This is a genomic window from Vibrio sp. Vb1018, assembly GCF_033338775.1.
In the GTDB taxonomy this organism is placed as follows: Bacteria; Pseudomonadota; Gammaproteobacteria; order Enterobacterales; family Vibrionaceae; genus Vibrio; species Vibrio alginolyticus.
Genome location: NZ_JAWOTI010000019.1, coordinates 65,179 through 87,433, shown reverse-complemented (window position 1 = coordinate 87,433; position 22,255 = coordinate 65,179). Strand labels below are relative to the sequence as shown.

Sequence of the window (22,255 nt, the reverse complement as noted above, 5' to 3'; positions counted from 1 at the left end):
GACTCTAGACCACACGTTTAAAGTTAGTACCTCGGTTGTTTCTCTCCGAGGCAGTAATCAAAGCAAACTCAAGATTTAGCACTTCCCCCCCCTCTGCTTTTTATCTCACCCTTGAGAACTCTTGCCACATAGCGTTCCATTTGCGGTTTTTGCGCGATCTCCCTCACAATTTATTGACAATTCTCGACTATGTTCAGCGGGTCATTTAATTAAAGATCAGGAAAGAACATGAATAAGTATTTGGCTGAGGCTTTTGGCACGTTCTGGCTAGTGTTGGGCGGCTGTGGTAGCGCGGTGTTGGCTGCGGGTTTCCCTGAAGTGGGTATTGGTCTGTTGGGCGTTTCTTTGGCATTCGGTTTAACCGTTCTGACGATGGCATTTGCTATCGGTCATATTTCAGGTTGTCACTTGAACCCTGCAGTGACAGTTGGCCTTTGGACTGGCGGTCGTTTTGAGACAAAAGACGTTGCTCCCTACATCATCTCACAGGTGATCGGCGGGCTTATCGCAGGTGGCGTGCTTTACGTTATTGCATCTGGACAAGCAGGATTCGATGTTGTGGGTTCTGGCTTTGCCGCCAATGGTTATGGGGAACACTCTCCAGGCCAATACTCGATGATCGCTGCACTTGTGACTGAAGTTGCCATGACGATGATGTTCCTGATTGTCATTATGGGTGCAACAGACAAACGTGCGCCACAAGGCTTTGCACCTATCGCAATTGGCCTGTGTTTGACTCTCATTCACCTGATCAGCATTCCTGTCACCAATACGTCAGTAAACCCTGCTCGTAGCACGGCAGTCGCAGTATATGTGGGTGACTGGGCGGTTTCTCAGCTATGGCTGTTCTGGGTTGCGCCTATTGTGGGTGGCGTGCTTGGTGCGGTTATCTACAAAAACCTTCTTGGTGAAGAATCGAACGATTAATCGTTCCCAACTCCCAAGATCAAAAAAGCCGCTGAGTTCAGCGGCTTTTTATTAAATTCTGTGTCGACCTAATAGCGAATGTGACAACGTCGTGCCATCAACAAGCTCTAGCTCCCCACCGACAGGCACACCATGCGCGATGCGGCTGGCATCAACTTGGTGCTCTTTACATAGCTCTGCGATGTAGTGGGCAGTGGCTTCACCTTCAACTGTTGGGTTTGTCGCCAAAATCACTTCGGTAATATCACCGCGACGTAAGCGGTAATCAAGGACATCCAATCCAATATCACTTGGACCAATACCATCTAATGGCGACAAATGCCCCATAAGAACAAAATACCGACCAGAATATTGGCCTGTTGCTTCAACGGCTGCGATGTCTGCCGGGCTTTCTACCACACAAATTTGACCATTTTCTTGGCGTTTTGGGTTGGTACAAATGTGACAGACTTCTTCTTCGGTGAAGGTTCGACACTCAGTACAATGACCTATTTCTGTCATTGCCTGACTAAGCGCATCTGCAAGCTGCAAACCGCCTTTTCTATCGCGCTGTAACAAATGAAAGGCCATACGCTGCGCTGACTTGGGGCCAACCCCAGGTAGACAACGTAAGGCCTCCATCAATTGTTCCAGCATATGACTGGTACGCATTAAAAGTCCGCTTAATTAAGTATCAGCAGATTAGAATGGCATTTTCATACCTGGTGGTAGTTGCATACCGCCAGTTACAGAAGCCATTTTCTCTTTTTGAGTTTCTTCAACACGACGGGCTGCATCATTGAACGCCGCAGCGATCAGATCTTCAAGCATTTCTTTGTCGTCTTCCATCAAACTTTCATCGATGTCAACACGACGTACGCTGTGGCTACCAGTGATAGTAACTTTAACTAGACCAGCACCAGACTCGCCAGTTACTTCCATATTCGCGATTTCTTCTTGAAGCTTTTGCATGCGATCTTGCATTTGCTGGGCTTGCTTCATTAGGTTGCCCATACCGCCTTTACCAAACATGTTTATCTCTCTGGTTTAATGAGGTGTTGCATCAATTAATGGGGTTATACCTTTGGGTTTTCAACCCCATTCCATTCGATTATTAGATAGGGCGCACACTATCTTTATCAAGCTCTGCAGCAAAACGACGTTCAATAAATTGAACATTTGGATCGTTTTCTAAACTGTTCAGCGCTTGCTGTAATTTCTCTTGGTAGAGCCTATCTCTCAGTTCAAGTGGTGTTTCTCCACTCTCCCCTATTTCGATGCTCATGTGGCACTCTTCACCTAACACGGTATTAAGTGCTTTGAGCAATTCGGCTTGAGCTCTATCAGTATTCAAATGAGCTTGGCTGCTTCTCAATAGTAACGAAACGGTTGTTCCTTCCTTACTATAATGAGAGTTTAGCGCAAGTTGCTCTACCAGCTTAGGGATCTCCATTAAGCTGATGAGCTTCGCCCATTCATTATGTTCTAATGACTCATCGATGAGCTTTTGTGCCATTTCAGGCGTTTTCTCATGCTCAAGTGCCTGCTTGAGCTGCGTAGGTGTCAGTTTTGTATTTACTTTTGTCTCAACAGGCTTGCTTGGACGCCAGCGATACGCTTCCTCAACTTGTGGCTCCGTCGACTTCGGAGCTGAGTTTGGCGACACCTGCGCGGAATTGCCATGCAATTGCGCTACTCGGTCGATAACCGATTCTGGTTGTGCAGATGCCGCTTTAGGCTTTTTTGAGCCACCATTTTGAGGAGTGTTCTGTTGTAGGCCTTGACGCTGAGAACGTAATTGGTGACGTAAACCGCTTAGACCACCGCGCGCCGGTATTGAAACGCTCTCTTGCACTTGTTGAGGTGGCGTTTCATGCTGCGGTGCAGGGTTTTCGCTCATCGGCGGCGCCATATCATACTGTGGCGGAACCGTCTCATATCCACTCGCGTGATATTCAGGTTGTGAATTGGATGAAGGTTGAGGCGCCACTTGTGGTGAGCTTTGTGCTGGACTCGGCTGCTGAGCTCGAGGAGCTGCTACTGTCCGAGCTGGCGCAGCCTTTGGTTGACTGGTACTTTGAGCCGGAGATGACGCTGGCTCGCAGTTACTAGAAACAACATTTGCCCCACTGTTATTTGATGGACGGAACGCCATCATACGCAGCACAATCATTTCCAAACCGACTCTCCCATTTGGCGAGAGGGTCAAATCTTCACGACCTTTCAATGCAATTTGATAGTAAAGCTGAACGTCTTGCGGGCTTAGAGCTTTACTCAACAGCTCAATTTTCTCTGCATCTGGTTGTGCTCGGTCTAACGACGCGGGCAACGCTTGATACATCGCAATTCGGTGTAACTGTGTTGCGACTTGCTGCAACAAACCATCCCACTCAACACCATTTGCCGCTAATTGTTGGATTTTATCCATAGCTTGTTGAGGTTTCTTGCTGCTGATTGACTCTAGTAAGTGAATCGCTTGGTCGGTATCAATCGTCCCCAACATGTGGCTGACAATATCGGCTTGCACCGCACCGTTACCTAAAGCAATTGCTTGATCAGTCAAGCTGAGAGCATCACGCATACTGCCATCTGCAGCATGTGAGATCATACCCAGTGCTTTTGGTTCTGCCGATACTTGCTCTTGACCCAAAATGTAGTCAAGTTGCTGGTGAATATCATCAACGCTGATTGGTTTCAGATGAAACTGAAGACAACGCGACAATATAGTGACAGGCAGCTTTTGTGGATCAGTTGTTGCGAGTAAGAACTTCACATACTCTGGCGGCTCTTCCAGGGTTTTCAACAACGCATTGAAAGAGTGACGCGATAGCATGTGCACCTCATCGATGAGGTACACTTTAAAACGTCCACGAGCAGGTTTGTATTGAACGTTGTCTAACAGTTCGCGAGTGTCTTCAACTTTAGTACGTGATGCCGCGTCGATTTCAAGAAGATCGACAAAGCGACCTTCATCAATTTCACGACAAGTATCACACTTACCACAAGGTGTCGCGGTAATGCCGGTTTCGCAGTTCAAGCCTTTGGCAAACAGCCTACCGATACTCGTTTTACCCACACCACGAGTCCCGCTGAACAGATAAGCATGGTGTAAACGGTTTTGCGCCAGTGCGTTTTCCAACGCCGTCAGGACATGTTTTTGTCCGACAACTTGGTCAAACTGATTAGGACGCCATTTTCGCGCTAAAGCTAAATAACTCATTGAATGTATTAATGTCCTTCAAAATCGCAGATGCTGTACACGTTTAGACCTAGTGCTTCTAAACGTTTATCGCCACCGATTTCTGGTAGGTTGATAACGAACGCAGCGTGCTCAACTTCACCACCCAGTTGGCGAATCAGCTTAGTCGTCGCTTCAATAGTACCGCCCGTTGCCAATAAATCGTCGACAACCAGTACTTTGTCGCCTTCAACGATGGCATCTGTATGGATTTCTAGTGTATCAACGCCGTATTCAAGCTCATAAGATTGAGCAACAGTAGGGCGTGGTAGCTTGCCTGGTTTACGCACTGGTACAAAACCAACACCTAGCTCAAGCGCTAAAGGCGCGCCAAATAGAAAGCCACGAGCTTCCGTACCCACAACCTTGGTAAAGCCCATATCTTTGTAACGTTCAACAAGTAAGTTGATCGTCGCTTGGTATGCTTTCGCGTCTTCAAGAAGGCTCGTCACATCACGAAATAGAATGCCTGGCTTTGGGTAGTCTTGGATGCTTTTGATGCTAGATTTGATCAGTGAAATTGTTTCTGTAGTCATAATACCGATTTACTTAGATTGGCTCATCGCCCTCTCTAATCGCAGTATCACGAGGGCAACGAACAATAGGTTTTCACCACTATGTGCTTATTTTCGTAAAAGTCACAGGCGCTGAAAATACAAACGCCCACTCGAAGAGCGGGCACACTATTCTCTACAATCTTAGTGATTTTCTTCTCGGTCAGCAACCAACTCAATCACAGGCAGACGCATAAACCAGCTGAGTAAAACGATTAGCATCACTAAAAGACCAATTTTTACCCAAACGAGGGGGACAACAACGATTGAAACCATGAAACTAAGCGCAATAAAAATCGCACCACGCTTTTTTACTTTTGAAGTAACAGCCCGATGCTTATGCCAATTGCCGAGAATGGGTCCAAACGTTTTGTGGTTATGTAACCATTGATGAAATGCGGGGCTTCCACGCATAAAACATGCGCTAGCAAGCAAAATAAAAGGTGTGGTGGGTAAAAGTGGAAGGGCTATGCCGGCTATGCCGAGCACAATACAGAGTCCACCAACAGTATTGAAAAAGTAACGCTTAATACGAATGGTGAACTCCGGTACAAAATAGCTAGATTAAAAGCCTGCGTAACCATTCATTACACGAAGCCAGGTTAGCGTTGCAGGAAGTGTTGGGATCAAAAGAACTGCAATAAAACCTAAAAAGTAAAAAATATTATAAGGCTCTTTAAAATCTTTGTCTGCCATGATGTGTCTTCTCACTAGTTGACTTTGCTTCTCCCAAGGCACAGCGTTAAATTATCGTTGCACAAATGGGTCATTATTGTTTTAAGCGCTGACTATACATTAAACAGCCAAATCTAAACACCAGTAAAAAGTAAGGTTATTAAACTAAACGTATGTTGTTTTGGTGGTTCTAAAAAGATAATAAGCAGCGTAAGGACGCTGCTTATTGGTTTGCAAGTCATAATTATACTAGTCGGGATTTCCGGGTAATACTTAAACTAAAACTTGAAGAACCTAAACACCCGATAGATAACTGTCCTGCAACACTAAGCGGTAAATCGCGGGTGATGAAGTTTTTCATACTTCCTCCCCCTAAACGGTTACCTGCTGCGATGTGTTGATTCGTATTTCCGTCAGACCAATGGCTATCTAAACCCGCAGGCAATATAGAGACCGAGGATGAAGCGAGGTCGGCGACACCAAACACAGCATTGACTGCACCCGCACACTCCGAACACTCAATTCCTTTTTCAATGATCCCTACCATGTCCTTGAGATCAGCACTGAAACTTTTCAAGTTACGGAGATAGTCGTCAAACAATGCCCTAACGAGCAATGTCGTCGCAACTCCATCATTAGCTTGGGAAGCAGAATCAACTAGATAAAACGCAAATTGACCATTCATTAACCAACGATAATCGAAAACCAAGGGCATCACATCCGTCGATTGCAATAAACGGTACGAGCAGCGCCAATCTCCCTGAGCAGCATCCTTTTCTGGCAATAGAGCTTGCAGTAAATCTCTTGCCGCACTCGGATTCTGTTGTAAATATTCCAGATGCCAATACAGCTCTTGTTCATCTGGGATTTCACCACCATCATCAACCCTGAACCACTGACTTGAAAAGTCACGTTGTTCTGAGAAGTGGCTATCGGTATCTTCTAGCGTATTCTCTATCGCCTGAGATAGGTGCTCATAATTACCTATCGGTTTAGGAAGAAAATCTTTAATACCAAATCGCAACGCTTTCGCGACATCGGACATTTCATCCGTGCCTGATACCACGATAAGCGGCATATATGGGTATTCGAGACTAACTTCTTCGACGAACTCGATACCATCTAAGACCGGCATCGATAAATCACATAAGATAAGATCGGGTTGGCATTCCCTGAGTTGTTGAAGCGCTTCTAGGCCGTTTTCTGCTTCTACTACTTTAAAACCCTGACTTTCTAAATAGGCATTGGTTACTTTACGAAATATTGGATCATCGTCCACCAACATTATTAGTTTTTGATTAATCACTTCCTGTGCCGAGACCATTGCCGTTTGACTGTGAGTCTTAAACATACCTTTATCCCTCACAAAGCTCAGTCAAAAAAACAGATTTATTATTAAGTCATTATTTTTGTTGTGTTTACTTCCAGCAAAACGTGTCACAGCAAGACCTGAGGCCGCTTTGCCTTGTTATAAAACTTAGCTCGGAAACTGCATTAATACAAATATTACGGCGTATAACAGTATTTACTCAAACAGGGTTGCTGTGTTCAAATGATGCAACATGTTGACTTAAAGCAAGCTTTGATCACAAAGTTAATTATAAATTAACCGTAATCGGTAATTTAATGTGTCTGGAAATATGAAATTAGATGACTTAAACCTGTTTCGACTGGTTGTCGAAAATGGGAGCTACACCGCAACTTCGCGAAAAACCATGATCCCGGTTGCGACCATCACCCGACGCATTCAAGCGCTAGAAGACTCTGTCAATCTTCGACTATTGAACCGTCATGCTCGCAAACTTTCGCTCACTGAAGCAGGGGAACGTTTTTACCATGAGTGCTCTCCTTTACTACAAAGGCTAACAACCGCAGCAGAGGAAATCACTGACGACTGCCGAGGAGCATCCGGCAAGATTAAGATCTCCGCGCCTTACAACTTAACTAAACGAATGATGATGCCGATGTTCAACAGCTTTATGAAGCAGTACCCGGACATCAACATTGAGCTAACGACAGAGAATAATGCGGACAAGCTTGACCCTACTGAATGGGATGTAATTTTTCGAGTGGGACCGCAACGCGACTCTAGCCTCATCGCGCGTAAGATTGGCGAAGTGAAGGATATTCTCGTTGCAAGCCCTGACTATCTAACCTCAAATCCTGCGCCACACCATGCAGAAGAGCTCTCTAACCATTCATTGCTAAAAGGGTACCCACTTATTAAGTGGACCTTGATTAATAGCAAAGGCGAGTCTGTGGTGAATGTTGATCGTGGTCGTTTTCAAGCAAACGCGCTCAATGTGGTGCGCAGTGCTTGTTCCGAAGGTTTAGGCATCACACTAATGCCAGATGTCATGATCAAAGAGTACATCGAGAGCGGCGATTTGGTACGCGTACTGCCAGATTGGAGTGCAAACCCGCGCGACATTTATATGCTTTACAACCACAAAGACCACCTGCCAGAGAAAGTTCGCCTCTTTATTGACTTTGTGATCGCTTATAACATTCACTAATTAGATAGCGAAAACAAAAAACCAGAGCCAAAGCTCTGGTTTTTTTACGACTTAAGAAAGCGCATCCTATGCGCCTTCGTTATGAAGCTCTAGGTTTGCTAAATCCTGTTGGATTTCAAGTTGTGTTTTCGCATCATCGTTACGAAGACCATCCAAAAAATCTAGGTATTGTTGGTCAATATCACCCGTTACGTATTCGCCGTTAAACACGGATGTATCGAACTGAGTAATATCTTGGTTTCCAAGACCTACAGCCTCTACCAAATCTTCTAGACGTTGATAAATAAGCGCATCGGCACCAATCTGCTTACAAATTGTATCGTTGTCACGGCCATGGGCAATAAGCTCTGTAGCACTTGGCATATCAATGCCGTATACGTTCGGGAAACGAACTTCAGGAGCCGCTGAGACCATGTACACTTTCTTGGCACCAGAATCACGAGCCATCTCAATAATCTGCTCTGACGTTGTACCTCGAACAATAGAGTCATCCACCAGCAACACATTCTTACCTTTGAATTCCGAACGAATAGCATTCAACTTGCGACGTACTGATTTCTTACGTTGTTGCTGGCCAGGCATGATAAACGTACGTCCAACATAACGGTTTTTCACGAAACCCTGGCGATAAGGGATATCGATCGCTTGAGCGATTTGCAGTGCAATGTCGCAAGACGTTTCAGGGATAGGAATGACAACATCGATATCAAGGTTTGCGTAATCTTCACGAATACGTTCGCCCAGCTTTTTACCCATTTCAACGCGAGCGCTGTATACCGAAATTTTATCGATGAACGAATCTGGACGAGCAAAGTACACGAACTCGAAAATACAAGGGTTCAGCTTAGGATTGTCTGCACACTGCTTCGTGTAAAGCTCACCGTCAAACGTTGCGTAAATCGCTTCACCAGGTGCAACATCACGGACGAAATCAAAACCGACCGCATCCAATGCCACCGATTCAGACGCAACCATGTACTCTGCTCTGCCGTTAACTTCACGCTTACCTAAACACAGCGGGCGAATACCGTGTGGGTCACGAAATGCAATCATACCATGACCAATGATCATGGCGGTCACAGCATAAGCACCGCGAATTGTGCGATGAACATTGGTGACTGCGCGGAATACGTCTTCGGTCGTGACATTTCCTTTTACTGAGTCAATTTCGTGCGCCAGTACATTTAGTAATACTTCAGAGTCTGAAGTGGTATTGATATGACGGCGATCTTTTTCAAACAGCTTCTGACGAACTTCGTTAGCGTTGGTCAAGTTACCGTTGTGGGCAAGTGTAATACCGAAAGGAGAGTTTACGTAGAAAGGTTGAGCTTCTGAAGCACTTGAACTGCCTGCTGTAGGGTAACGAACATGACCAATTCCGACCTCGCCTTGCAGGCGTTGCATGTGTCTTGCTTCAAACACATCCTTGACTAAACCGTTCGCCTTACGTAGACGAAAACGATTGCTTTCTATGGTACAAATACCAGCGGCATCTTGGCCACGATGCTGTAACACCGTTAACGCGTCATAAATAGACTGGTTTACAGGCGTTGTGCCCACGATTCCAACAATACCACACATGTCCTAATCCTCGATTTGCGACAGTAGCTGGCACTACTAGATAGTGCCAGACAGAAAACTTGATGTTGCTTGTAAATGCTCGAAGAATGGGGCGATGATACGGCTGAACTCAGGGATCAACTGTGAATCTTTCCACCAATCCGAGCTTGGGAATGCAGTAAACGCATCCATAAAAAACAGCACCGCAGAAACAATTAAGACTCCGCGTAGACCACCAAATACAATCCCGAGAATTCGGTCCGTACCTGATAGCCCTGTTTTTTGTACCAGTTGACCAATGACGTAATTCACCACTGCACCAACTACCAAGGTTGCGACAAATAACGCCGCAATCGCCGCTCCGTTACGAAACATATCATCTTCGATGTTGGTGAAGTACACCGCCAATTTGGCATAGTAATTACTGGAGATAAAAAACGCTCCGAACCAAATCACCAAAGACAAAGCTTCTTTAGCAAAACCGCGAACTAAACTGATCAGAGCTGAAAATCCGATCACACCTAAAATGATAAAATCTATCCAATTCATCTTTTCTTCATCTTAAGTTGGCGCGCATTTTAACAGAAAAAATGCTGACGCAAACGTTTTCTTATGGATTTAATGGCTTAAATTTAAGCAATTGACCTTTTGAACCTGTAATTTTTTGTAATTCTTGAACTTGTCGTTCAAGTTTACTTTTTGACACATCAGGGCCAACAATCACTCTCGTAAACTCGTTTTCTTTCTTTGTGTGAGCTTGATAACCACGCTTTTGCAAATCCGCGACAAGCGCGACAGCATTTTCGTGATTCTTAAGTGCCATCAACTGAATGATCCAAGCTGAATCTTCATATTGATTTTTCTCTTGAACAGGACGAGTGACGACCTCAACTTGCTCTGGTTGTTTGATGACCTCAGGTTTAGATGTTGGCACTGGCTCGGGCTCAGAAACGGCTACTTGAGCATCCTCACGTTCTTGCACTACAGCTTCAACCGGAGAATCCGGTAACGTAATGTCGTCTTCCACTGGCTCTAATATTTCGAAGTTTTCCACATCACTATCAAGTTCTGGTTTGATAGGAATACTGGCAAATTCTTCTTTGTAGTGCAGTTTCTTACCATCTAGCACATCGGGAAGAACAATGACTCCGACTGCGACTAGAATGATGGTGCCGACTAAACGACTTTGGAATTTACTTGCCATCAAAATACCTTTGCTTATTTATTATTTGATTGCCAATGTTCCAATACCTCTCCGACGGTATGGAATGAGCCAACCACCAGAATAACGTCTCCTGCCTTTGCGTGGCTTCTCGCACTCTCGAAGGCGTCAACAGGGTTTTCAAAATGAACTTGCCCATCAGGTAAGTATTGGCACAATTCATCAGCGGTCGCCGCTCTCGGTCCAGTAAGCGACGCTGGATACCATTGTGTTGCAACTGGAGTTAGCGCTTCAATGGTTGCTTTAATGTCCTTGTCATGCAGCATTGCAACCACAATATGGATATTCTTACCCAGATATTGTTGCTTCACTCTTTCTACCAAATACTCAGCAGAGTGCGGGTTATGAGCGACATCAAGGACTATTTCAGGTTCGTGATGCAGTACTTGCATACGCCCCGCCAAACGAGCATTATTCAAGCCATTGACAATATTTATGTCAGTGATTTGCAATTCCGAAGCCCCTAGTGCCATCAGTGCAGTGGCTGCATTTTGTAATGGTAGCGATGGGATTGGTAAATCCTCTAACTCAAATGCCCCACTGCTCCATTTCCAACCATTATCAGTTAGTTGGTAATCGTACTGAATACCTACTTGGAAGAACTCAGAACCAATATCGTCAGCATGAGCCGCCACGGTCGCTGGTGGCGTCGGTTGACCACAAATTGCTGGCTTCCCTGAACGGTAAATGCCCGCTTTTTCAAAACCAATAACATTGATGTCATCACCAAGCCAATCCACATGATCGATCGCTAAGCTCGTAATAACAGAAACATCATGGTCAACAACGTTAGTGGCGTCTAGACGGCCGCCAAGTCCTACTTCAAGTAAGACAACATCAACTTTCTCTACTTGGAAAATACGTAGCGCAGCAAGCGTACCGAATTCAAAGAGGCTAAGGCTAACATCACCACGCTGCTTTTCTACATAATCGAATGCTTCACAGTGCTTGGCATCTACAACGTCAACGCCATTAATGCGTACACGCTCGTTGTAACGAATCAGGTGCGGAGAACTATAAACACCGACTGAATAGCCAGCATCAAGTAAAATGGCTTCCATTAACGCACACGTTGAGCCTTTGCCATTGGTTCCGGCAACGGTGATTACGGTTGGAGCTGGTTTGGTAAGATTGGCTTTGTTTGCTACCGCTTGGACACGGTCTAAGCCTAGATCAATTGCTGAGGAATGAATATTTGCTAAATAATCAAGCCACATCTCTAATGAAGATGTGGCTTGAGGAATTGGGTTTTGGGTCATCTAACTTTAACCATTAAATTCTTTGGTTTTTATGTTAGTTGATACTTTACCCTTTTTCGTCCGCTTCTGGTACAGAATATGGCTCTTCATTTGGAGATTCGTTAACCGAAACCACCAAAGGAGACTTGTGGTTAGTCATCTTAGCGATAAGACCACCCACACGCTGACGCATTTCACGACGGTCAACGATCATATCAATAGCACCGTGATCAAGTAGGAACTCACTACGCTGGAAACCTTCAGGAAGATCTTCACGTACAGTTTGCTCGATTACACGACGACCAGCAAAGCCAATGAGGGCCTTAGGTTCACCGATGTTGATATCACCCAACATAGCCAAACTTGCTGATACACCACCCATTGTAGGGTCAGTTAGAACAGAAATAAACGGCAGACCTTTTTCTGATAAACGCTCAAGCGCAGCACTGGTTTTTGCCATTTGCATAAGAGACATTAAAGCCTCTTGCATACGAGCACCACCACTTGCTGAGAAACAAACAAGCGCACAGTTATTTTCAATGGCTGCATCCACTGCTTTCACAAAGCGAGCACCAACGACTGAACCCATTGAACCACCCATAAAGGAGAATTCAAACGCACACGCCACAAGCGGCAGACCAAGCAATTCACCCTGCATCACAACTAGCGCATCTTTCTCACCGCTATTTTTTTGTGCAGCAGAGATACGCTCTTTGTATCGCTTAGAATCTTTAAATTTCAGTTTATCCTGTGGCTCAAGTTCAGAACCTAATTCAACTCGATTACCTTCATCTAAAAATGTTTCCAAACGACGACGCGCTTTCATACGCATGTGATGGTTACACTTTGGACAAACTTCTAAGTTACGCTCTAGTTCAGCATGGTATAAAACCTGTTCACAAGAGGTACATTTAGTCCACACACCTTCTGGGATAGAAGCTTTGCGTGAACTTACTAGATTGCTTTTCTCTAAAATCTTTTCAAGCCAACTCATGGAAGACCTTTTCTCTCAACTCTTCCGCTTCATTGCGAAAGATATAAATTCGACATAATACCGACGGATTAAACCATATCTTGCAGCTACTGTAGATAAAAAACTGGTTGTACCTATTTTTGATATCGTAAATAGCGTATGTTTTCCGTTCACATTCAATGTAAACACTACCGATATTTTGAAATAAGTTTGTAAAATTAGTTCAAATTATCTGGTAAAAACAGTGGACCGATCGGCACTTCAGGTAACCCAAACTCTTCTGGGTAGTCTACATCTACCAGGTACAGACCTTCCGCTTTCGCTGTCGCACCCGCTAGTTTGCGATCTTTGGCTTCTAATAACCACTTGATCCATTCAGGACTCTCTTCGCCACGTCCAACTTTTATCAAGCTACCCGTGATATTACGAACCATATGATGCACGAACGCATTAGCTTTAATATCAATAACCACATAGTTCCCATGGCGCGTAACGTTCAGATGCATCAAGTTTCGAAATGGGCTGCGAGACTGACAATGCGCCGCGCGAAACGACGTAAAATCATTTTCGCCAAGTAGGAACTGCCCTGCTTCATGCATTTTTTTCTCGTCGAGCTCACCATGATAGTGACTAACCCCCGAGTTTAGGATGCCTGGACGTAAAGCATGATTGAAAATAATGTAACGATAACGGCGAGCTGTCGCTGAGAATCTTGCATGGAAATCATCTGAAACTTCCTTAGCCCAACGAACCGCTATATCGCTTGGCATGTTCGCGTTTGCGCCCATGGTCCAAGCTACCATTTTTCGAGTAACGTTGGTATCAAAGTGCACAACTTGTCCCGTGCCATGCACGCCTGCGTCTGTCCGACCAGCACACTGAACTTCAACTGGGTGATTAGCGACGACGGACAATGCTTTCTCTAGCTCTTCTTGGACACTTTTCACTTCTCTTTGGCGCTGCCAACCAAAGTAGTTTGTACCGTTGTACTCGATACCTAATGCGATTCTCATCTTAACCTTCGAACTCTAAAATGGGGCGGGAAGTATATACTCAAGTCACCTCAAGTTGCCAGTTTCACCAAGGGTGACATAAAGGTAGCATCCTACTAACGGGACACAAAAAGGGTAGCAAACGCTACCCTTTTGTTTCGGTTTATCGGCCATTAATGGCGTCAATCAGGCTTTTTGCTTCGCGGCGAATATCATCCTCACCGTAAACAATCGCCTCTTCTAGTAGTTTAATCGCCCCTTGAGAATCGTTCATCTCGAGATAGATTTTAGCCAAATCCAGTTTCCCAGCCGCTTCAGCATTGTTATCTACGTCAATATCGCCGATCTCGCCGATAACATCTGGAAACTCGTTCAATCCGACATCGAGCTTAAGGTCTTCTTCTTCGAACTCACCACCTTCTCTGTCGACCTGAGCCATCAATTCATCAATCGTCATAAATTGATTTTTCTTCGGGTCGAAGTCATCCAAGTCGCTTTGCTCTGCCCAGTTTTCTTGCGCGATCTCTGGCTGACTTAGTGCATCACTCGAATTCCAAACATCACGCTGGTCCTCAGGCACTTCTTCAGTAGAACTTACGTTATCAGCAGCGGGTTTAAAGCCATCCCAATCATCTCCAACATCAAGCATGGTTTCAAAATCCATACCTGCACTTGCGATGGTGTCACTGTCTAGTTTACCTTCAAATACTTCTGAGTTTGCGTCTTCCGCAAGAAGGTTAGCCATTGATGATTCATCATCCAAATTACTGAGCGGCTCACCCTCTGTCGCTGTTGGCTGCACTTCTGGGTCAGTATCAAAGCCGTTTTGCTGCGCAAATACTTCAAACAAAGCATCATGATCGTTATCGGCTTGAATAGCTGGTCTCGATGTCTCTGCTTCAACCTTAGGGCTCTCTGACGCACCCTCGTTCATTGACGCGAGAACATCTTCCTCATTGAACTCTGGAAGATCTTGGTCGTCAAAACTTAACTCTTCATCCTCACCGGAGATTGGTTCTATATCTGCAGTCTCAGAGCTCGGTAATTCTGGCTCTTCTTCCATCGACGCCAAGGCATCTTCTTCGCTGAACTCTGGCAAATCGAGCTCATCAAAATTGAACTCTTCTTCGGACTCAGTTGGCAAGTCGGCTTCAACTTGTTCTAGTTCAATGGACTCGGACGTTTCTAACTCCGGCTCATCCACCATAGACGCCAATGCGTCTTCTTCACTAAACTCAGGAAGATCCAGCTCATCAAAATTGAATTCATCTTCTGATTCAGCTGGCAAGTCGGCTTCAACCTGTTCTGGCTCAACGGACTCGGACGTTTTTAACTCCGGCTCATCCGCCATAGACGCCAATGCGTCTTCTTCACTAAACTCAGGAAGATCTAGCTCATCAAAATTGAATTCATCTTCTGATTCAGTTGGCAAGTCGGCTTCAACTTGTTCTGGTTCAACGGACTCGGACGTTTCTAACTCCGGCTCATCCGTCATAGACGCCAATGCGTCTTCTTCACTAAACTCAGGAAGATCCAGCTCATCAAAATTGAACTCTTCTTCGGACTCGGTTGGTAAGTCAGCTTCGACTTGCTCTGGTTTAACGGACTCGGACGTTTCTAACTCCGGCTCATCCGCCATAGACGCCAATGCGTCTTCTTCACTAAACTCAGGAAGATCCAGCTCGTCAAAATTGAATTCTTCTTCTGATTCAGTTGGTAAGCCTGCTTCAACTTGTTCTGACTCAACGGACTCGGACGTTTCTAACGCAGGTTCGCCAGCCATAGATGCTAGAGCATCTTCTTCGCTGAATTCTGGAAGATCTAGCTCGTCAAAATTGAATTCATCTTCTGAATCGTTGGTCGACTCAGTTTCCGGCTCCAATTCAGGTTCATCCAGTAGCCAATCTTCTTCTTGTGGAACACCGAATTCATTTTCTATTGTATTTGGTGTCGGCGTGAAGGCTGGAATGTCTTCCTCTTGCTCAACGTGAGGCTGTACCTCAGCATCGGACTCCACGGATGGTTCTTGTGTTGAATCAGTATCGGTAGCCTCTTGTTGTAGTGATGAAGCTTCCTCTATCTCCGTTTGTGTTTTTTCAACTTGCTGCGGTAAATCGTCTTCACTATCAAATAGAGCGTCAAGTTCAGCAGAAAAATCCGCTTTTTCTTGTTCTGTTGGCAGAAGTTCTTCACTGTCTGACTCAAATAGGTCGTCTAGCTCGCTCATTAAAGGATCATTCTCTGGTGAGAGGTCCTCTAAATCACCAAGAAATTCATCGCTGCTAAATGGCTCTGAGGCAGCCTCTGGCTCGGTTAATGGTTGATCTTCTACAGCTTGTTGCGTGTCTGGCTGGCTTTCACTTAATAAAGCGTCGATGTCCAACCCAGACTCAATGTCCTGATCTTCATGAGTTTGTTCTGACCCAACTACGGGAGATGGCTTTTCGTCGGCGTCTGGCTCACCAAAACCAAGTGATTTCAGTAACTCTTCCTCTTCCGATTTATTCTGCTCTGGGCTCTCGTCCTCTCGAATCAGATCATCAAACGGATCTAAATCAGCTTCAGTCTCTTCATCAAGTTCAGAGGTAACATCATCAATGAGTTCGTCCAGTAAGTCTGTGCTATCTGCGTCTAACTCTTCGATCGAGTCATCACCTTCAAAACCAGAGATTGCTTCTAGCTCGTTTAGTGGATCAAACTCGTCTGTGTCATCTTCATCAAAATCAATGAGTTCATCGAGTAGCTCTGTACTGTTTTCATCTAGAACAGGACCTTCATTGGCGTCAGCTTCTCGAACTTCCGATTCACTAGCCGGTTGTTCATACTGGGCCAATAGCTTATCGATATCGTCGTCAGATGCCTCTCCTACACTAAAGTCATCATCCGAAACGAGCTGTTTTAACTCAGGCTCATCAGTATCTAAATCGAAGTCATCGTTGCCAAGTTCAGCAAACAAGTCATCAAGCATATCCTGGTCGACAGTGTCACTTGGTAACTCTTCTGACGGCTCATCGGCTGCAAGTAACTCGGCAAATGCGTCGTCTGAAAGCGAGTCTGATTTCTCATTCGCATCATCCGAAAGATCGAAGCCAGACTCATCGTCATCGAGCACTTCTAGTTCTGGAGCAACCTCATCTAAGGCTCGCTCCATTTCTTCTAAACCAAGCGCCTTTTCTTCGCCGTTGACTTGGATACCATTGTTCGATGACTCAAACTCATCCAGACCAACATCTAGGTCACCGTCATCGCCAATATCTGCAAATGGGTCATCGTCCCCTTCCAGATTGAAATCAAGTTCTTCATCGTCGAGGTTAGCAAAGACGTCTTCTTCTAAATCTGACTTCTCTTCTTGTAAAGACTGTGCGTTGATATCTTCATCTGCAAACAATTCATCATCAAGCGTGAGCTCTTCATCCAGCTCATCCGCCGCCGCTAAACCGATTGGCGCCGCAAGAGGATCAACGTTTTGCTGTTCCTGCGCAGCCGCTTCTTCCTCTTTCGCTTTAGAGCGTCGGCCAAGAAGCATAACAACTAGCAACGCAATCAAAGCACCAGGAATTAATGCCGCAAGACCAACGAGCCAACCATTAGACAAAATTTTGTCCATGGTGCTTGGTTGCATGCGCTGTTGTTCAGCAAGGCGTTGGCGCTCTTCAGCAAGCAGCTTCTCGACTTCTGAGCGAATGCGTTCTTCGTCATTCAACTCGCTTTTCAAAGTTTCGACTTCGCTTTGCACTTCTGACAGCATCAATCGAAGACGATGGTTCTTCTCTTCTAATGACTCTAATTCACTTTGTGAGCCTTGAAGTTTGTCCTTTAGCGCACTGACCTGCTTTTCACCCTGCGGAGAGGTGGTTACTGGTGGCGCAGGGATGACCGGTATTGTTTTCGGAGTTGGTTTTGGCTCCGTTGCTGCCACTGTCTCTGGCTTAGTCGCAGACTTGGGTTCTACTTTAATTTGTGGCTTTGGTTGCTCGGTGACTCGTTGTGCTGGCGTCGCTCTATTTGTCGGCTTCGGCTGTTTTAACTTAGCTTCATGCGCCTTCATAATCGCAACAGCTTGCGCTGTGGTCGCGCTTTGCACTTGCTCTAAAGAAGGTACTCGTAGCCGACTCCCTGGGATCAATTCATGAATGTTTTGGTTCTCAAACGCTTGAGGGTTAATTCGGTAAATGGCAAGAAGCGTTTGTTGAACGGTAACACCGCGTGAAGGTCGTAATTCTGAAGCGATCGACCATAGTGTTTGATTTTCACCAGTCGGACCAAAGAAAAGTGACGGTTGAGTATTCGCAGGAGGAGCAGGTAATGCTCGCTCAATATCTTCAGCATAGCTCGGAGATGATTGCACTTCACCAGACGGTCCAACAAGACGAATTCCTTCGGCTTGAACCACTGATGATGTCTGAGTCGCGCTCATCAACACAAGGGCTGCTAACAAACGCTTATAATTTTGACGCATAGAAGGCTCAGTTTTGTGCTAAATACAATTTGAAATGGTGATCGGTTAAATATATCGGATATCGCATGCAAAACTATAGCGTTGAGAATAAAAAATGTGTGGCTCTCGCCATATTCGTACTAATCTCACACTATTTTGTTTCGTTCGTACAAAAAAGCCTCGCACTGTGCGAGGCTTTGAAATGAACTGTAAGCGACTTAGTAGTAATCGCGGATCAGAACTTCTGCGATTTGCACCGCGTTAGTTGCCGCGCCTTTACGCACGTTATCAGCAACAACCCACAGGTTTACGCCGCTATGATGGCTGATATCGTTACGGATACGGCCAACCATTACATGGTCTTTACCGCCCGCATCGCGAACTTGTGTAGGGAAGTCTTCACCGTGGAACACTTCGATACCGTCTGTTTGCTCAAGCAAGTTAACAACTTCTTGTGCATCGATAGGTGAACGAGTCTCAATGTGAAGTGCTTCTGCGTGACCGTAGAATACAGGAACACGTACACACGTTGGATTGACTGTGATTGATGGATCGTTAAAGATCTTCTGTGTTTCCCACACCATTTTCATTTCTTCTTTGGTGTAGCCGTTTTCCATCATCTGATCGATTTGTGGAATACAGTTAAACGCGATCTGTTGAGAGAATTGCTTCTTGTCTGCAGGCAGACCGTTTAGCAGCTTCGCCGTTTGACCTGCTAGCTCATCAATACCCGCTTTGCCTGCACCAGATACCGATTGGTAGGTTGATACGTTAATACGCTCAATGCCCACCGCATCGTGAATTGGTTTTAGTGCCACCAACATTTGGATGGTTGAACAGTTCGGGTTCGCAATGATGTTACGGTTACGAAACTCTGCAATCGCTTCTGGGTTTACTTCTGGCACAACAAGAGGAATGTCGTACTCGTAACGGAAGTGTGATGTATTGTCGATAACAATCACGCCTTCATCAGCGGCAATTGGAGCCCACTTGGCTGATAGCTCACCACCAGCAGAAAACAGTGCGATATGCGCTTGAGACCAATCGAACTCTTCTACGTTTTGAACGCGTACCGTTTTACCATTGAAGCGGTAAGTCTTGCCTTCGCTGCGCTCACTCGCGAGTAGGAAGATTTCGCCTACTGGGAATTTGCGCTCTTGAAGCACATCCAAAATTGTTTCACCGACCGCACCGGTCGCACCTAAAATGGCAACATTATATTGCTGGCTCATTGACTTACCTCAATCTGAAAACCTAGTTCTGCTAATGGAGCAAGGTTACATGTTTTGTTACCCACTAGCGTGACAGCGCTGTATTCACGGCGATCCCAGTAGTTTTTACGCATCAGGTCAAAAGCGCCTGGCTTACTGATTTCACGGCGGAAAAGAGCGTCATCTCTACGCACATCATAGATTAACTGCGTGATGTTATGCAGTGTTGCTTCGTCCCAAGCTCTGTCCAATACCATAGTAGGAACAGGCGCGGTTGGCAGTAAATCGCTGGCATGCGCACGTAATTCGTTATTTAAGAACTCACAGTAGCTGTTGAAAATCATCGTTGTACCGCGAGCTTTCCCTTCCAAGCCGTAGCCTGCAACGTGAGGGGTTGCGAATGCTAGCAGAGGCAGAAGCTCCATATCAACCTCTGGTTCAAATTCAAATACGTCGAGTGCCGCTGTAAAGCCATCGTTTTTCAAAAGACGTTGCTTCAAAGCAGCGTTGTCAACGATGGGACCTCGAGCCGCGTTAATCAAAATTTGATCGCTGCGGAGACCATTTAATACCTTCTCATCAATCAAATGATGCGTTGGGTATGGGCCATCTTTGGTGATTGGCGTATGTAGTGTAATGATGTCTGAGCTTTCAATCAGTTCTGTCAACGGAGTAAAGCTACGAGGATCACCAGCCTCTTGTTTGAATGGGTCATTGATGAGAACTTTAATACCCATGCCTTTCAAACATTTCTCTAGGTAGCTACCTACTTGGCCTGCACCAATAATACCTACCGTCTTGTCAAATACCGAGAAACCTTGTTGCTGAGCGAGCACCATCATCACGCTGAACGCGTATTCCGCCACACCCACTTTGTTACACCCTGGCGCCGCAGTGAAGAAAATGCCTTTCTCTTTTAAGAGTGCTTGGTCAACATGATCCATGCCTGCCGTGGCCGTACCAACAAACTTCAGCTTGTTTGCTTTGCTGATCAGGTCAGCATTCACTTTGGTGACTGAGCGAATCATTAAGGCATCAACATCCACTAAATCATCGGCGGTCAGTGTACGACCTGGTTTTAGAATTACGTTACCGAGTTGGCTAAATAGCTCTTCAGCATACGGCATATTTTCATCAACAATAATTTTCATAGCGCCAGCGTTCTAACATCCATTTGTATGAGTTCGTTTATTCGCAAGATGCGAAACTAAAGCGATTGTGCCCTTTTCCCGAAAAATCTCAAGATATAACACCAATAAACCTCAAGGAGGTAACTCCTATAGAATCAATTGACGGGAAGCCTAGAGAAAAGCAGAAACAGAGAAAAGAAAAAGCCCGGCTAAATAGCCGGGCAAAGTTCCAGAACAAAAGGATCCTATCCCGCTCTCCATGGGATAGAGTCTGCGTCTGTTCGATCAGTGTGACTGATCAAGCTCTGGAAACTGGATTGTTGGCGTTTACAGTACTCTCGCAAAGCGCCAACAAATTCAGTTAACCTTGGTACTTTTTAATAACCAAAGTTGCGTTTGTGCCGCCAAAGCCAAAGCTGTTTGACATTACGGTCGTTAGCTCTGCATCACGTGCTTCTGTCACGATGTCCAGACCTTGTGCTGCTTCGTCCAAGTTTGAAATATTGATGCTTGGAGCAATGAAGTTTTTGTCTAGCATAAGTGTTGAGTAAATTGCTTCGTGCACGCCCGCTGCGCCGAGTGCGTGGCCAGTCATTGCTTTTGTTGCAGAGATTGCAGGGCTGTTCTCACCAAACAATTGTTGGATAGCACCAAGCTCTTTCACATCACCAACTGGTGTCGATGTACCGTGCGTGTTGATGTAATCCACACCATCAACGTCTTGCATCGCCATCTTCATGCAACGAATTGCACCTTCACCTGATGGCGCTACCATGTCGTAGCCATCTGATGTCGCACCGTAACCTACGATTTCACCGTAGATTTTCGCACCACGTGCCAGTGCGTGCTCTAGTTCTTCAATAACCAGCATGCCGCCGCCGCCCGAGATAACAAAACCGTCACGGTCTGCATCGTATGTACGAGATGCTTTGTCTGGCATGTCATTGTATTTGGTTGACAGTGCGCCCATCGCATCAAACATCATAGTTTGAGACCAATCTAGCTCTTCGCCGCCACCAGCAAAAACAATATCTTGTTTGCCTAATTGAATAAGCTCCATAGCATGGCCGATACAGTGTGCAGATGTTGCACATGCAGAGCTCATTGAGTAGTTCACGCCACGAATCTTAAATGGCGTAGCAAGACAAGCAGAAACAGTAGAAGACATAGTACGAGGAACCATGTAAGGACCAACTCGCTTTACGCCTTTGGCGCGCATCGTGTCTGTCGCTACCGTTTGATTGTATGCAGAAGCACCGCCAGAACCTGCAACGATACCGGTACGATCGTTTGAAACCTGTTCTTCTGTAAGACCAGCGTCTGCGATTGCCTGCTCCATTGATAGGTATGCATAAGCAGCCGCATCACCCATAAAGCGCATCTGCTTACGGTCGATGTGTTCCGCCGGGTTGATTTTTAGGTCACCCCATACTTGCGAACGAAGACCGTGTTCTTTGAACTGCTCAGATGCAGTGATGCCAGATTTGCCCGCTTTAAGAGACGCTAGAACTTCTTCGACGTTGTTACCGATACTTGAAACAATACCCATACCGGTGATTACGACTCGTTTCATTATGACATTCCTATAATTCAAAAATCCGC

At 45.5% G+C, this 22,255-nt stretch carries 19 protein-coding genes; 2 read left to right on the top strand and 17 right to left on the bottom strand.

The window, feature by feature from the left end; all coding sequences use genetic code 11:
• The first annotated feature begins 228 nt into the window (after positions 1-228).
• Positions 229-927, top strand: a complete 699-nt coding sequence (gene aqpZ / locus R7Z10_RS18270) for an aquaporin Z (RefSeq protein ID WP_318105518.1) — start codon at positions 229-231, stop codon at positions 925-927.
• A 51-nt stretch (positions 928-978) separates the two neighbouring features.
• Here aqpZ and recR read toward each other — a convergent pair whose 3' ends face one another.
• The 7 genes from recR to R7Z10_RS18235 form a co-directional block, all read right to left on the bottom strand.
• Complete coding sequence (gene recR, locus R7Z10_RS18265; protein ID WP_005380619.1) at positions 979-1,578, bottom strand: recombination mediator RecR; 600 nt, start codon at positions 1,576-1,578, stop codon at positions 979-981.
• A gap of 30 nt (positions 1,579-1,608) precedes the next feature.
• Complete coding sequence (locus R7Z10_RS18260) at positions 1,609-1,938, bottom strand: YbaB/EbfC family nucleoid-associated protein (RefSeq protein WP_005380618.1); 330 nt, start codon at positions 1,936-1,938, stop codon at positions 1,609-1,611.
• Between the two features lie 82 nt (positions 1,939-2,020).
• The gene (dnaX, locus tag R7Z10_RS18255) at positions 2,021-4,126 is read right to left on the bottom strand and encodes a DNA polymerase III subunit gamma/tau (protein ID WP_318105515.1); all 2,106 of its coding nucleotides are present in this window, start codon (positions 4,124-4,126) and stop codon (positions 2,021-2,023) included.
• A gap of 8 nt (positions 4,127-4,134) precedes the next feature.
• Positions 4,135-4,680, bottom strand: a complete 546-nt coding sequence (gene apt / locus R7Z10_RS18250) for an adenine phosphoribosyltransferase (RefSeq protein ID WP_005380615.1) — start codon at positions 4,678-4,680, stop codon at positions 4,135-4,137.
• A 162-nt stretch (positions 4,681-4,842) separates the two neighbouring features.
• Positions 4,843-5,235 (bottom strand): YbaN family protein, encoded by a 393-nt coding sequence (locus R7Z10_RS18245; protein WP_080996679.1) that lies wholly within the window; start codon positions 5,233-5,235, stop codon positions 4,843-4,845.
• A 27-nt stretch (positions 5,236-5,262) separates the two neighbouring features.
• Positions 5,263-5,394 (bottom strand): hypothetical protein, encoded by a 132-nt coding sequence (locus R7Z10_RS18240; RefSeq protein ID WP_005380608.1) that lies wholly within the window; start codon positions 5,392-5,394, stop codon positions 5,263-5,265.
• Between the two features lie 223 nt (positions 5,395-5,617).
• Positions 5,618-6,724 carry a response regulator gene (locus tag R7Z10_RS18235; protein WP_005380606.1) on the bottom strand — a complete coding sequence of 369 codons (1,107 nt, stop codon included), beginning with the start codon at positions 6,722-6,724 and terminating at the stop codon, positions 5,618-5,620.
• Between the two features lie 289 nt (positions 6,725-7,013).
• Between R7Z10_RS18235 and R7Z10_RS18230 the strand changes: the two genes are divergently transcribed.
• Positions 7,014-7,889 carry a LysR family transcriptional regulator gene (locus R7Z10_RS18230; protein ID WP_005384959.1) on the top strand — a complete coding sequence of 292 codons (876 nt, stop codon included), beginning with the start codon at positions 7,014-7,016 and terminating at the stop codon, positions 7,887-7,889.
• A gap of 66 nt (positions 7,890-7,955) precedes the next feature.
• Here the strand turns inward: R7Z10_RS18230 and purF are convergent, their stop codons facing one another.
• From purF to fabB, 10 genes are all read right to left on the bottom strand, one after another.
• Entirely contained in the window at positions 7,956-9,470 is a 1,515-nt protein-coding gene (gene purF, locus R7Z10_RS18225; protein WP_005380592.1) for an amidophosphoribosyltransferase, read from the bottom strand.
• A 36-nt stretch (positions 9,471-9,506) separates the two neighbouring features.
• On the bottom strand, positions 9,507-9,998 hold the full coding sequence (locus tag R7Z10_RS18220; RefSeq protein ID WP_005380590.1) for a CvpA family protein: 492 nt from the start codon (positions 9,996-9,998) through the stop codon (positions 9,507-9,509).
• A gap of 61 nt (positions 9,999-10,059) precedes the next feature.
• On the bottom strand, positions 10,060-10,653 hold the full coding sequence (locus R7Z10_RS18215; protein ID WP_005380588.1) for an SPOR domain-containing protein: 594 nt from the start codon (positions 10,651-10,653) through the stop codon (positions 10,060-10,062).
• Between the two features lie 14 nt (positions 10,654-10,667).
• Positions 10,668-11,930 (bottom strand): bifunctional tetrahydrofolate synthase/dihydrofolate synthase, encoded by a 1,263-nt coding sequence (folC, locus tag R7Z10_RS18210; protein ID WP_005380586.1) that lies wholly within the window; start codon positions 11,928-11,930, stop codon positions 10,668-10,670.
• Between the two features lie 46 nt (positions 11,931-11,976).
• On the bottom strand, positions 11,977-12,903 hold the full coding sequence (gene accD, locus R7Z10_RS18205; RefSeq protein WP_005380583.1) for an acetyl-CoA carboxylase, carboxyltransferase subunit beta: 927 nt from the start codon (positions 12,901-12,903) through the stop codon (positions 11,977-11,979).
• A 197-nt stretch (positions 12,904-13,100) separates the two neighbouring features.
• On the bottom strand, positions 13,101-13,895 hold the full coding sequence (truA, locus tag R7Z10_RS18200; protein WP_005380566.1) for a tRNA pseudouridine(38-40) synthase TruA: 795 nt from the start codon (positions 13,893-13,895) through the stop codon (positions 13,101-13,103).
• A 142-nt stretch (positions 13,896-14,037) separates the two neighbouring features.
• On the bottom strand, positions 14,038-18,333 hold the full coding sequence (locus R7Z10_RS18195) for a FimV/HubP family polar landmark protein (protein ID WP_318105512.1): 4,296 nt from the start codon (positions 18,331-18,333) through the stop codon (positions 14,038-14,040).
• Between the two features lie 197 nt (positions 18,334-18,530).
• The gene (locus R7Z10_RS18190; RefSeq protein WP_005380562.1) at positions 18,531-19,544 is read right to left on the bottom strand and encodes an aspartate-semialdehyde dehydrogenase; all 1,014 of its coding nucleotides are present in this window, start codon (positions 19,542-19,544) and stop codon (positions 18,531-18,533) included.
• Entirely contained in the window at positions 19,541-20,674 is a 1,134-nt protein-coding gene (locus R7Z10_RS18185; protein WP_005380560.1) for a 4-phosphoerythronate dehydrogenase, read from the bottom strand. The genes R7Z10_RS18190 and R7Z10_RS18185 overlap by 4 nt, the downstream gene beginning before the upstream one ends.
• A 340-nt stretch (positions 20,675-21,014) precedes the next feature.
• Complete coding sequence (gene fabB / locus R7Z10_RS18180) at positions 21,015-22,226, bottom strand: beta-ketoacyl-ACP synthase I (RefSeq protein ID WP_318105509.1); 1,212 nt, start codon at positions 22,224-22,226, stop codon at positions 21,015-21,017.
• Positions 22,227-22,255: the final 29 nt, after the last annotated feature.